The sequence below is a fragment of the Streptococcus sp. LPB0220 genome (assembly GCF_008727815.1).
Taxonomy (GTDB): domain Bacteria; phylum Bacillota; class Bacilli; order Lactobacillales; family Streptococcaceae; genus Streptococcus.
The window spans coordinates 1-12,729 of the sequence record NZ_CP044230.1 but is presented as its reverse complement, the minus strand read 5'-3'; the positions used below and the strand labels follow the sequence as shown (position 1 = coordinate 12,729).

Here is a 12,729-nt window from a genome sequence, read left to right as displayed (position 1 = left end):
CTATTTTGAGTACACTTCCTCTTTTAATACACCAACATAGGGTAGGTTACGATAATTTTCATCATAGTCTAAACCATATCCTACAACAAACTCATTTGGAATCGTAAAGCAGGTGTAATCTGCTTCAATCTCAACCAAACGGCCTTCAGGTTTATCCAGTAAGGTAGCAATCTTTACAGATGCTGCATTTCTTTCTTCAAAGAGTTCTTTTAGACTCTTGAGAGTTTTACCTGTATCGATAATATCTTCTACAAATAAAATATCTCTACCAGTAATATCTTGGTCGATATCCTTGATAATATTAATAATACCTGAGCTTGCCGTACCACCATGATAACTTGAAACCAGCATAAAATCCAATTCAATATGTGTATCCACGTGGTTGATCAACTCTGCCATAAATGGAACAGAGCCTTTCAAAATTCCAACAAAAATTGGATTTTTTCCTTGGTACTCTTTTGTGAGGGTTTCACCCAATTTCTTTGCTGCTTCTACAATTTCATCATGTGAAACCAATACTTTTTTTATATCTTTTTCTAACATGTTTTTACCTATCTATTTTTTGAATATAAAGACTATCTTTCATTATACCACTTTTTGAGGGCTTACTCAAATCACTCGTTACCAATCCCACTACAGAAAGAATATTATGATTCTGTTCTATAATGAGAGCTTTTTGCCGAAGCGAAATTGGAATTTTATGGTTGATAAACCACCGTCTTAATTTTTGATGGTGGCCATTAACAAGCAGCTGATCTCCTTCCTTTCTCCCTCTAATTAAGATGGGAGTTTCGCGTGAAACAGAAAGAATTTCTACATTTTCCCCTACTAATGGTTGTCCAAAAGATAGTTTATAATTTGCAATTTCAAAGATATTCCCAAATTCTAACAAAAATGGGAGGGGTTGGTCATCCGACTTTTGACTGATTTTTTGTATTTCAAAGAAATCATATTCTTGATGTAGTTCATAATTCGACTTTAAATAATGAACGCAATTTCTTTTTTTTCGCAGTAAATTTAATAATTCTTGAAACTGTACCCTACCAAGTTGCAAATCTGGGAATTGTGCCAAATACTCTTCTAATAAGAATGATTGTACAGAATGAGAATACGTTCTAAAAGAAGCTAAATCTTGAATGCTTAACTCGCTAGTCAATTCTTTTAGTGCTTGGTGCCAATGAGTCACTTCCTCTGCTAAATAGCGAAGACTTGCTTGCATTTGGGGATTTTCTTTTTCAAATTCAGGAAGGTATTGATGGCGTACACGATTTCGAAAATAGTCCTGTGAGTCATTGCTACTGTCTTCAAAGTGAGGGATTTCCATCAACTCATCTTTGGTAAAAGTTAACAAAGGACGGATTAACTCACCCTTGCCAAATGGTTGGCGTACAGGAATACCACTTAAATGGCGTAATTTTGTTCCTCGTATCAAGCGCATGAAAGTTGTTTCAGCTTGATCATTTGCATGATGACCTGTTACTAAAGCAGTGCAATCCTCTTTCTCCATAATCTGTTTAAAAAAATCATAACGAAAGGTACGAGCTTTTGCTTCCGTAAAATCACCCGAATAGTGAGCCACATGAATACGTGTCTCTCGCCTATTAGCTAGCGTTCGAAGTTCACTTTCTTCTAAATCTGATTCTGGCCTTTGTCCATGATTGACATGAGCGAGTACCAGATGGATTTTCAATCGTTCTTTATTCTTATATAAAAGTTCATACAGATTCATTGAATCCAATCCACCAGATAAGGCAACCAAAACACGGCGATGGGGAGTAAATAGATCTTGTTTTTCACAAAACTCTAAAAATCGCTTTTCCATTATTTCAATACCTCATAGATATCCTTTGAAATGTTGGAAATCGTATCATAATTCGAATGATCTGTAAAAATGGCTATTACATAGGGTGAATTTGTGTATACAATCGCAACATCATGTCTAAAATCATAGGCATCTCCAATTTTATGAGCAACTTTTACTGGAAGGTCACGCGCAATCCGTTGATCATCATATTTTGTAGAGGAGAGCGCATCAATAATAGAGCCATTTTGTTGATAGACAGCCTCCATGACATTGCCAGCCATTTCAGCGGATGCTTCTCTTTTTTCAACATCCCAATGTTTCTTTGCAATTTTATCCAAAGTTTTTTGGAAGTCTTGATCTGATTGATGAGTGACATAATAATTCAAGATATTATGTCCAACATTATCTGATTCTTTTGCAATTTTATCTACCAACTCTTGAACACTATATTCTTTTCCATCTGGTGTTTTTGAAAGGCTACCACTTCCTTCTGGTTCATAGCCACCTTTGAAATCATTGACTTCTGGAATATATTTGTAGGTTGTAGTTGGAGAAATGGCTTTTTTATTGAGCTGTTCTTGGACGTAGTACAAGTATGGTAATTTCGTTACACTGGCAGAATACATTTCTTTTTGCGGATTGATTCCAGCAGTATTTCCAGTCTCTAATTGTTTTACATAGATTCCATACGAAGGAGAATTGTATTTACTATTTAACAAGTCCTGGACTTTTTCCATTCGATTATCTTTTTCAGTAACGAATGCTTTGTTCACCCAGCCCTGACCTTCAATCTCCACAAATTCATCTCGTAAAGTCTTAGCTGTACGTAAGACTGTCACTTTTGTATAAGGAGAAAGAGGTGTATTTTTTTCTTTTGCACCATTTATTAAGGGTCGGTCATACACTTTAAAACCAGGTTTTAGCCACATGTCTTGTTTTTTTTCTTGTGTTTCTTGTACAACATCAGAAAAAATGACAGAAGAATCTGCTAATACATATCCTTTATCTGCTATTTTAAATACAGCTTTCCCTTCATCATTTACAAAGAGTTGTTCGATTGTAAACGGTGTGTTGGGAAGAATTTCTCCTTTTGCTTTTTTCAACTGAGGATCAGAAAAAACAGAAATTTTGCGATAGACATTCGGGTTCGCTGGAATTGAAGAAAAATAAAGTTCTGATGGATGAGCCATTGTCTGAGAAGACTCAGACTGCTCGATACTCGCTGCTTGAGACCCAATAAATAAAATTGGAACTAACAATAGGAGCAGAAATCGTTTAGACACCTGTATTCCTTTCCTTTTCATCCTTTTGAAGTTTGATCATTTGGTTTTTCTTTTTTAATTCCTCTAATTTTTCATCCGAAAATTCAAGAAATTGTTTAACTGTTTGTAAGATATTTTCCATCGGTTATTGGGGGAGTAAATCTGGGATGGTATAAACATATTCACCATCTTTTGAAAAAGAATACTTAGCGCGTGCATATTTTGTTGCATAATCATCGTCTTTTAATTTTTTAGCGATGTCTTGTTGGTATTCTTTTTGTTCACTTGTTTCTTTATACTCTTTTTCCAACTGTTTGTATTGTTCTTTTTTATCTTGTAGCGATTGATAGCTCTGGGCTAAATTATAAGTTGGAAGAATAAACAGTAACATGACTAATATCAAAACGAGCCCCAGAAAACGATTGCGTTTTTTTCTTTCTTCTTCTAAAAAACGTTTTCGCTGACTTTCGTCTTTGATATATTTATTGTTCATTTGAACGATATTTTTAGGCATCTTCTTCTATCCTTGTTTCACTAATTATTTCGTACATTTTGGATGCATCTTCTTTTTTTGTACTATCCAACATTTCCAAGACTTTAACCGTCAATACTTTATTTCCAAAACGAACTTCAATTTGATCATTCACTTTCAAATCCGTTGAACTTTTGGCTAATACTCCATTGACTTTGATTCGCCCTTTATCTGCAACTTCCTTTGCAACAGGACGACGCTTAATAATGCGAGAAACTTTTAAATATTTATCTAATCTCATACTGTCACCTCTAACATAGTATTGTATCATTTTTTATACATAAAATGCGAAAAATGAGCTAAGAACTGCTAGTCCTCTTCTTTTTCTTGTTTAATTTCCAATAAGGTTTTACCAAATTGCTTCAGAGCTTCTAAAATTTCAAAATCTTTCTTGTTTCGAATATCGAAAATCACTTCAATCAATCCCTTTTCTTCTGCAATCTGTGCCTTTAACTGTGTCATTGACAGAGCTTTGAAATAATCCTGTGTTAAAAACAGTTGTTTGGCAATAGGTTCAAATTTCACTGTCACTTTTTGTTGTTTTCTCTCAACAAGACGGACAAATACTTGATCCAAGTAAGCTTTCACTAAACCAATTTCTAGTAGGTAGGCCACAACATCTGGGTATTCTCCAAAACGATCGATCAATTCATCTTGCAAATATTCATAGTCCGTCGCAGAATTCATTTCACGAATTTGTTTGTAAATTTCAATTTTTTGACGTTGATCTGAAATATATTCATTAGGTAAATACGCATCTATTTGAAGGTTCAACTCTGCATTACTCTTTTGCCTGCGATGCTCTTGGCCTTGTTTCTTAGCAATAGCTTCTTCTAACAATTGAGAATACATTTCAAAACCAACTGAATCGATGAAACCAGATTGAGAAGCTCCAAGGATATTCCCTGCTCCACGGATCGATAAATCTCGCATAGCAATTTTAAATCCAGAACCCAACTCAGTAAAACCTTTAATAGCTTCTAAACGTTTTTCAGACACTTCTGTAAGAGATTTGTCTGGACGATACATCAAATAAGCATAAGCAATTCGATTGCTTCGTCCCACACGACCTCTTAGTTGATAAAGCGTTGAAAGCCCCATATGATCCGCATTTTCAATAAAGAGTGTATTGGCATTTGGAATATCCACACCTGTCTCAATAATGGTTGTCGTCACTAAGACATCGTATTCGCCATTAATGAAATCCAACAGGGTATTTTCCAGGCGAACTTCACTCATCTGGCCATGAACAAAGCCAATCGAAGCCTCTGGAATCAACTCTTTTAATTCAGACACTTTTTGTTCAATTGTATCTACCTTATTGTAAAGATAATAGACCTGTCCTCCACGATCCATCTCCCGCAACACAGCATCTCGAATAATGGTTGGATTGGTCTCTAGTACAAAAGTTTGCACAGGATACCGATTGGTCGGAGGTGTTTCGATGACAGACAAATCTCGAATTCCTAGCATAGACATATGAAGAGTTCGAGGTATAGGGGTAGCTGTCAAGGTAAGCACATCCACCTTTTTTTTCAATTCTTTCAAGGTTTCTTTGTGCTTCACTCCAAAACGTTGTTCTTCATCGATCACGATTAAGCCTAAGTCTGAAAAAACAACATCTTTGGACAAGAGCCGGTGAGTTCCAATAATAATATCCACTCGTCCTTTTTTCAACTTTTCAAGCGTTTCTTTCTGCTCTGCCTTACTCTGGAAACGACTTAAAACAGCAACCTCTACTGCAAAAGATTCAAAACGCTCCTTAAAATTGGCATAATGTTGTTGGGCAAGAACAGTGGTAGGAACCAACACTGCTACTTGTTTATGATCATTTACTGCCTTAAAGGCTGCTCGCATAGCGACCTCTGTTTTCCCAAAACCGACGTCTCCAACCAGCAATCGGTCCATCGGACGATTCGATTCCATATCTTTTTTGATTTCTTCAATGGAACGTAATTGGTCATCTGTTTCAATATATGGAAAATCTTGTTCAAAAGCCTCTTGATTTTCATCATCTTGGGAATAGGAAAAGCCTTCTAATTGACTACGCTCCGCATAAAGTTTTATCAAATCATCCGCAATGTCCTCCACCTGGGTCTGAACTTTTTGCTTCGTTTTTTGGAAACGCCCATCATTTAACTTGTTAATTTTTGGCGTTTTTCCATCACTTGCAACGTATTTGGACAACATCTGAATCTGATCGACAGGAATCGAGATGCGATCTCCATTTTGATATTGAATTGAAACATAATCACGATGGACACCCGAAATTTCAATCGTTTCAATTCCCAAATATTGACCAATACCATGAACTTGGTGAACAACATAGTCCCCTTTTTCCAGTTCATTATAATTTTTTAGGCGTTCTGCATTGGAAATATTTTGCCTGCGAATCTTTCGTTTGATCTTTTTCTGATAAATCTCTGATTCTGTAATGTAGACAATTTTTTCATCAACAAATTGAAAACCGTGAGCTAATCCTCCAACGACTAATTGACTAGCTTGAGGAATGATCGTATCCCCATCAATATAATCTAATCGAATTCCATACTCTTCTAAATTTTTATGGAGCTGTTGAAGATTGTGATGAGAAGTTGCTTGGACAATAACAGTATAGTTTGATTTTCTATACCGTTCAATTTCCTCTTTTAGTAAATTAAATTGTCCAAAAAACTCCTGCATTGGATATTGATTGAATTGATACAAATGATCAAACTTCAGATTTCCCAATCCTTTTTGAAAGTTTGAAAAATAAGTTGCAGGCGTATATTTTCGTAATGTTGTACTGGTGTCTGCAAAATACACTTGGCGAGAAGAAGCTCTATTTTTATGTAAATCTTCCGTCAAGAGATTAGCTGTATCTAGTTCAAATCTCGCTATTTGATCTGCTATTTTTTGATAATCATCCAGAAAGACTGAAGTGTGTTTAGGGAGATAATCGAATAGGGTATATTGCTTCTCGTAAAAGAAACTAATAAATTTTCTAAGATCCGGATGGAGTTTCCTTTGAGAAATATCTCCCAGAATTTCTGCTAGATAAGATTTAAATTCTTCATTTGCACTCTGTTCTTGCAATTGTTCTATTTGCTGCTGACCACGTATAAAATCTTCCTCTTGCAACAATAGATCACTCACTGCCTTCAGTTGAACTTCTTCAACATTTTCAACAGAACGCTGATTTTCTGGGTTAAAGATTCGGATTCCATCAATCTCATCTCCGAAAAATTCAATCCGATAGGGTTGGAGTTGGTCGATCTCAAAGATATCTAAAATATCTCCTCGTAGACTAAACTCTCCCTGTTGCAAAACTTGGCTCACCTTTTGGTAGCCAATCTTCTGTAATGTTTCACTCAGAGTAGTTAAGTCTATTTCTTGACCAACCTTCAATTGAAAAATGCTAGATGCAAAAACTTTAGGAGAAGGTAATAGTAGTTTTATACCACTCACATTGGTCACAAGGATGCCTTGACGATCTTCTTGGCATAAAAAGTTTAAAGCCTCTAATCGTGCAAATTGCCTTTCTTGTGAAGCAAAAACAAATTCTGCTAAAGGGTTATCATCTCCCAAAAATGTATGGACTTTCTCTTCTCCAAGTAAAGCAATAAAATCACTGGCCAATCGTTCTGCTTCGTTATAACTGGAAGTAATGAGGACTGCTTTTTCAATAGAATCAAAGGCTGAAGCCATTACAATAGCCTTTGTGGTCGCAGACAATCCTAAGATCAATTCCCTATTATTTTTTTGCAAACCTTGTTGCCAGGATAGAAGGTTGGAGTTTTGACTCACTAAATCAATTACATTCATCTACTTACCCGTTGTATTTCTGCATGCTTCTTTCAAAATTTTCTTCTACCAAGTAATCGTTAACCGCTTCTTCTACTCGATCGATTGTTTGTAGAATAGTGATGTAATCGTCTTTATCAAATTTTCCTAATACATGATGAACAACTGACATGCCCTGCTTAGGTCTTCCAATTCCAATCTTAATTCGATAAAAAGTCTGAGTTCCAATATGATTGATAATCGATTTGATTCCGTTATGACCTCCAGCTGATCCTTTCGCTCGAAGACGAATCTTGCCAACTTCCATATCTAAATCATCGTAAATAACCAAAAGATCTTCAATATCCAGACCATAATAAGTCAGAAGGGCATGGACTGCTTTTCCACTCTCATTCATGAAAGTGGTTGGCTTTACAAAATAGACCTTTTCGCCATTTAAAAATGTTGAGGCAATATCAGCTTGAAAAATTTTATCATGGGAGAAAGTAAGATTTAAAGACTTTGCCATTTGATCAACTAACATAAAGCCTACATTGTGTTTCGTTTCAAAATACTTATCACCTGGATTTCCCAATCCAACAATTAATTTCGTCATCTCTTTCCTTTCAAAACACTAAAAGGGTTGGAAATATTTTTTCCAACCTTTACATTTTTTTAACTATCTTATACATTAAAACGGAATTCCATGATGTCCCCGTCTTGGACAACATATTCTTTTCCTTCTTCGCGCAAGCGTCCTGCTTCTTTTACAGCCTTTTCAGAACCGTATTTGACCAAATCATCATAGGACATGGTCACGGCACGAATAAATCCTTTTTCAAAATCAGAGTGGATGATTCCAGCTGCTTGAGGAGCTTTCATGCCACGTTTGAAGGTCCAAGCACGCACTTCTTTTTCACCAGCTGTGAAATAAGTGCCAAGTCCCAACAAGTGATAAGCTGCACGCGTAAGTTTATCAACTCCAGACTCTGTTAGGCCAATCGCCTCTAAAAATTCTTGTTTATCTGCATCATCTAGCTCAGAAATTTCTTCCTCAGCACGCGCAGAAATCACCACGACTTCCGCGTTCTCTGTTGCCGCAAAGTCACGAATTTGCTTCACATAGTCAATAGAATCTGGATCTGCAACAACATCTTCATCCACATTGGCTACATAAAGAACTGGTTTGGTAGTCAAAAGGAAAAGTCCTTTCACCACTTTTTGTTCTTCCTCAGTGAATTCAATGGTCCGAGCTGATTTACCATCTTCAAGAACTGGTTTGATTTTTTGTAGAACATTAAATTCCGCAACAGAATCCTTATCTTTTTGTGTACGAGCGATTTTTTCTACACGCGCATAGCGTTTATTGACAGACTCTAAGTCGGCTAAAATTAATTCTAAATTGATGGTATCAATATCTGCCAGTGGATCAACAAAGGCATCTTCACGACCTTGCTCCCGCATGACATTTTCATCATCAAAAGCACGCACTACATGGACAATGGCATCTACTTCACGGATGTTGGCCAAGAATTTATTACCAAGTCCTTCCCCTTTAGAAGCTCCTTTCACAATCCCAGCAATATCTGTAAATTCAAAAGTAGTCGGAACTGTCTTCTTAGGAGTAATCATTTCCGTCAATTTTTGGAGGCGTTCATCTGGAACTTCTACCATCCCGACGTTTGGATCAATGGTTGCAAAGGGATAGTTTGCGGCCTCTGCTCCTGCTTTTGTAATTGCGTTAAATAGGGTTGATTTACCAACATTTGGTAAGCCAACGATACCTGCTGTTAATGCCATTTTTCTTTTTCTCCGTTCAAATTTCAATCTCTTTTATTATAACATAATTCAAAAGACAAGTGATGAAAAATGAAATATTTCATCACCTTTGAAACTAGATTTTTTCATCAAACTGTAACGTTCTAAAAAGATAAAAATGGTATACTATATTTAACAATGAACAAAGGAGTTTTTCAGATGAAAAAACAAACATGGAAATCTATTTTTCTTTCTTTAATTGCTATCTTTACTCTCTTTCTTCTTGGAGCTTGTGGACAACAATCTGTTCAAAAATCCTATCTTCAGGCAATCAACCAAGAAAAGAAAACAGATGTTCGTATTACACTAGAACATAAAGGTGATAAAGCGATCAGTAACCAAACCACCACTACTATTTATTACAAAGAGGCGGGAGTTACGAAAGATCAATTAAAGGAAATGATCGATAAATATGATGAAGAATACAAAGATGTCAAAGGATTCACACATTCTGCTGAATACAAAGATGATTATATGGTTGAAAAAACAACACTAAATTATGAAAAGGCAGACTTAGATCAGCTAATTGAAAAGAAATTAGTAACGACACAAAAAGATAAAAAAGTCGACTATATCAGCTTCAAATCAACTTTTGATATGATGAAACAGGGTGGTTTCAAAGAAGTTAAAAATGGAAAATTTGAAGAATTAAAATAATTGAAAAGGTTCGGTCACATAAGTGACTGAACCTTTTATAGTACTTTCTTCATTTTCTGTTCAAAATCATGGCGACTCATCATGACCACATGATCACAATTGCTACACTTGATTTTTATGTCTGCACCAAGTCGCGTAATTTCCCAACGATTTGCCTTCTTGCCTGTTTCTTTAATCACACAAGCGTGAGGCTTTTTCATTTCTACAAAATCACCTAAAGTATACATGATTCACCTTTGTTAATTTGTGCGAACTGGCGTAATCAATTGAATGAACCCTTGTTCATTTCCTTCTGGAACCAATGTAAACGGTCTAACAGAAGAAATAAAACGAATAACAACTTGTTCACTGTCAATAGCTTTGAGCGCTTCAATCAAATAAGTTGGATTAAAGCTAATAGACAAATCCTCTCCTGAAACGGCGCTCGTATCGATCTCTTCATTTACTCGCCCAACTTCTGGTGAATGAACGTGGGAAGAAACCACTCCATTTTTGAACTCTAATTTAACCGTTCCGTTTTGAGTCGCATTTGAAAGAAGACGAGCACGCTCCATTGCAAATCGAAGGTTGGCCACATTGAAGGTTGCCTCTGTATTGAATTCTGTTGGAATGAGACGGTCTGTATCAGGATAATTTCCTTCTAGCAAACGGGTATAAAAACTAATGTGTTCACTTCTAAAGAGAATTTGATTGTTAGCAAAGAAAACCTCAACTGTTTCAATATCATCAGAAAAAACAGAGGTGAATTCACGAAGAGAGCGACTTGGGATGACAACATCAAAGTTGTCTCCATTTTTCTCCAGTGTAATCACTTTTTGACTCATACGGTGAGAGTCTGTTGCTACTGTTTTTAGCTCTTTATTATCCGATAAAACAAAGTGAACACCTGTCAAAATTGGACGACTTTCTTGTACACTTGCTGCAAATGCTGTTTCATTAATTAATTGTTTTAATAATTTTGTTTCCAAAACTAATGGATTACTTGCAGCAATTTCTTGAATACGTGGATATTGATCTGCATCTTTTCCTTTAAGTGTAATTTCTGATTTTCCACTTGTTAAAAGAACCTGTTTTTGTTCAATCTCTTTAAAATCTAAAGTAACATCTGGTAAACTTGAAACCACATTAATAAAGAAAGTTGCTTCCAATAAAATAGAACCTGGAGAGGTCACTAGTAAACCAGCATTTTCATCTTTGATAGAAATAAAGTTTTCAATTGAAATTTGGCCATTCGATCCAGATAAGGCAACTCCTTCTGGAGTGACATCAATTTTAATCGTGGAAAGAATTGGGATAGCATTTTTTGAACTGATCGCTCTTTTGGTAGTATTTAGTGCTTGTAAAAATAAAGTTTTGTTAATAGAAAAATTTATCATGGTCATTCCTTTTATTTATTTTATGATTAGTAAGTTAATAGTAATAGTAGGTTGTGTGGAAGTTGTGGAAAACTCTCAGAATCCTATCTATGACTTAAAAAGTTACTTGTTTAAAAATTGTGCATAACCCCTAGAAGTTTAGAGGAAGTTATCCACAGATTAATTTAACTTTTTCTTGATACTTTGAATTTCGAGTCGTAGATTATCATCTGTGTCGACCATACTTTTAATTTTTTCATAAGCATGAATGACAGTCGTGTGGTCTTTTCCACCGAATTCTTTTCCGATTCGAGGAAGTGAGTTGTCCGTCATCTCTCTTGAAAGATACATGGCCACTTGTCGTGCTAGGACAATATTCTGAACTCTTCGAGAACCTTTGATTTCTTTTACACTGACTCCATAAAAGGCTCCAACTGCTTCCTGAATTTTTTCAATGGGGATGACAAGCGTCTTGCTATTATCGTTTTTACGAGCTCGAATAGCTTCAGCTGCAACATCGATCGTAATTTCTTTTAGTTTTTTCACCTTCGCCATTAAAGAAATATCATTTAAGGCACCTTCTAAGTCTCGGACATTTGAATCAAACTGACCAGCTAGATATTCTAGTGTGTCATTAGGAAAAATATAATCTAGATCTTCAATTTTATTTCGTAAGATGGCAATCCGAGTTTCAAAATCAGGTGGTGTTATATTTTGCGTTAGTCCCCATTTGAAACGAGTAACCAGTCGCTCTTCAAGACTATCTAAATGATCCGGACTTCGATCGCTTGTTAGAACAATCTGTTTGTTGTCGCTATGGAGGGCATTAAAGGTATTAAAGAATTCCTCTTGAGTCGTGACTTTTTTCCCACCGAGTGACTGGATATCATCAATCAGTAAGAGATCAAGACTTCGATAGGTATTCTTGAACGTCTTCATTTCTCCTAATCGAAGGTGTTCTAAAAATTCATTAATAAAGGTTTCTGCTGGGACATACTTAACTCGTGCATTTGGAATATTTTCTAGGATTTGATTTCCAATTGCGTTCAATAGGTGAGTCTTTCCAAGCCCTGGTCCACCATAAATAAATAGAGGGTTGTATGTTGTTGCAAGATTTTCAGAAACTGCAAGCGCTGCTGCTTTCGCCCAAATATTTCCATCCCCTTGCACAAAATTATCAAAGGTGTACTTTGATTTCAAACCTGTATCAATTTTAGGTAACGGTTCGGTTGTTAAGCTACCTGAAGATAATCTCCTATTCTCACCGCTATGACTACTAGGAATTTCTTCGGTATCTTCAAAAACGAAATGAAACTTCAAATCTGTATTGTAGACTTCAAAGCTGGCTGTGATCAAAGCATTTTTTAGATTTGTTTCCCAAAATAATTCTTTATAATTTCCATCAAGATAAATGGTAGCCGTCTCTCCATCGATTTTGACTAATTTTGAATCGGCGACAAAAAAATCATAGGCACTATCTTTTAGTTGTAATTGGGCTAATTCTAAAAAACGAGACCAAAATTGCTCTTCTTGTGACAC

At 35.8% G+C, this 12,729-nt stretch carries 13 protein-coding genes; 1 reads left to right on the top strand and 12 read right to left on the bottom strand.

Annotated elements, in window-relative coordinates:
• From hpt to ychF, 9 genes are all read right to left on the bottom strand, one after another.
• Entirely contained in the window at nt 1–543 is a 543-nt protein-coding gene (hpt, locus tag LPB220_RS00060) for a hypoxanthine phosphoribosyltransferase (protein ID WP_003018402.1), read from the bottom strand.
• A gap of 4 nt (nt 544–547) precedes the next feature.
• Nucleotides 548–1,822 carry a tRNA lysidine(34) synthetase TilS gene (tilS, locus tag LPB220_RS00055; protein WP_150904980.1) on the bottom strand — a complete coding sequence of 425 codons (1,275 nt, stop codon included), beginning with the start codon at nt 1,820–1,822 and terminating at the stop codon, nt 548–550.
• Nucleotides 1,822–3,087, bottom strand: coding sequence for a serine hydrolase (locus LPB220_RS00050; protein WP_225305917.1), 1,266 nt, complete (start codon nt 3,085–3,087; stop codon nt 1,822–1,824). The genes tilS and LPB220_RS00050 overlap by 1 nt, the downstream gene beginning before the upstream one ends.
• The gene (locus LPB220_RS10910) at nt 3,080–3,208 is read right to left on the bottom strand and encodes an SP_0009 family protein (protein ID WP_003009253.1); all 129 of its coding nucleotides are present in this window, start codon (nt 3,206–3,208) and stop codon (nt 3,080–3,082) included. Before LPB220_RS10910 ends, LPB220_RS00050 begins: the two co-directional genes overlap by 8 nt.
• A 3-nt stretch (nt 3,209–3,211) precedes the next feature.
• Complete coding sequence (locus LPB220_RS00045; RefSeq protein WP_003009251.1) at nt 3,212–3,580, bottom strand: FtsB family cell division protein; 369 nt, start codon at nt 3,578–3,580, stop codon at nt 3,212–3,214.
• Nucleotides 3,573–3,839 (bottom strand): RNA-binding S4 domain-containing protein, encoded by a 267-nt coding sequence (locus LPB220_RS00040; protein WP_003002258.1) that lies wholly within the window; start codon nt 3,837–3,839, stop codon nt 3,573–3,575. The genes LPB220_RS00045 and LPB220_RS00040 overlap by 8 nt, the downstream gene beginning before the upstream one ends.
• Nucleotides 3,840–3,907: 68 nt before the next feature.
• Nucleotides 3,908–7,402 (bottom strand): transcription-repair coupling factor, encoded by a 3,495-nt coding sequence (gene mfd / locus LPB220_RS00035; protein ID WP_150904976.1) that lies wholly within the window; start codon nt 7,400–7,402, stop codon nt 3,908–3,910.
• A 4-nt stretch (nt 7,403–7,406) separates the two neighbouring features.
• On the bottom strand, nt 7,407–7,976 hold the full coding sequence (gene pth / locus LPB220_RS00030) for an aminoacyl-tRNA hydrolase (protein WP_003009246.1): 570 nt from the start codon (nt 7,974–7,976) through the stop codon (nt 7,407–7,409).
• A 68-nt stretch (nt 7,977–8,044) separates the two neighbouring features.
• A complete protein-coding gene (gene ychF / locus LPB220_RS00025; protein WP_003009244.1) occupies nt 8,045–9,160 on the bottom strand; it encodes a redox-regulated ATPase YchF in 1,116 nt (371 codons plus the stop codon).
• Nucleotides 9,161–9,337: 177 nt separating this feature from the next.
• On the opposite strand from ychF, the gene LPB220_RS00020 reads away from it, so the two are divergent.
• The gene (locus tag LPB220_RS00020) at nt 9,338–9,835 is read left to right on the top strand and encodes a DUF1307 domain-containing protein (RefSeq protein ID WP_031574824.1); all 498 of its coding nucleotides are present in this window, start codon (nt 9,338–9,340) and stop codon (nt 9,833–9,835) included.
• Between the two features lie 35 nt (nt 9,836–9,870).
• Here LPB220_RS00020 and LPB220_RS00015 read toward each other — a convergent pair whose 3' ends face one another.
• The 3 genes from LPB220_RS00015 to dnaA form a co-directional block, all read right to left on the bottom strand.
• Nucleotides 9,871–10,062: a DUF951 domain-containing protein gene (locus LPB220_RS00015; RefSeq protein ID WP_003002008.1), complete on the bottom strand. Its 192-nt coding sequence runs from the start codon at nt 10,060–10,062 to the stop codon at nt 9,871–9,873.
• A 12-nt stretch (nt 10,063–10,074) separates the two neighbouring features.
• Nucleotides 10,075–11,211 carry a DNA polymerase III subunit beta gene (dnaN, locus tag LPB220_RS00010; protein ID WP_021154169.1) on the bottom strand — a complete coding sequence of 379 codons (1,137 nt, stop codon included), beginning with the start codon at nt 11,209–11,211 and terminating at the stop codon, nt 10,075–10,077.
• A 159-nt stretch (nt 11,212–11,370) separates the two neighbouring features.
• Nucleotides 11,371–12,729: a chromosomal replication initiator protein DnaA gene (gene dnaA / locus LPB220_RS00005; RefSeq protein WP_031574821.1), complete on the bottom strand. Its 1,359-nt coding sequence runs from the start codon at nt 12,727–12,729 to the stop codon at nt 11,371–11,373.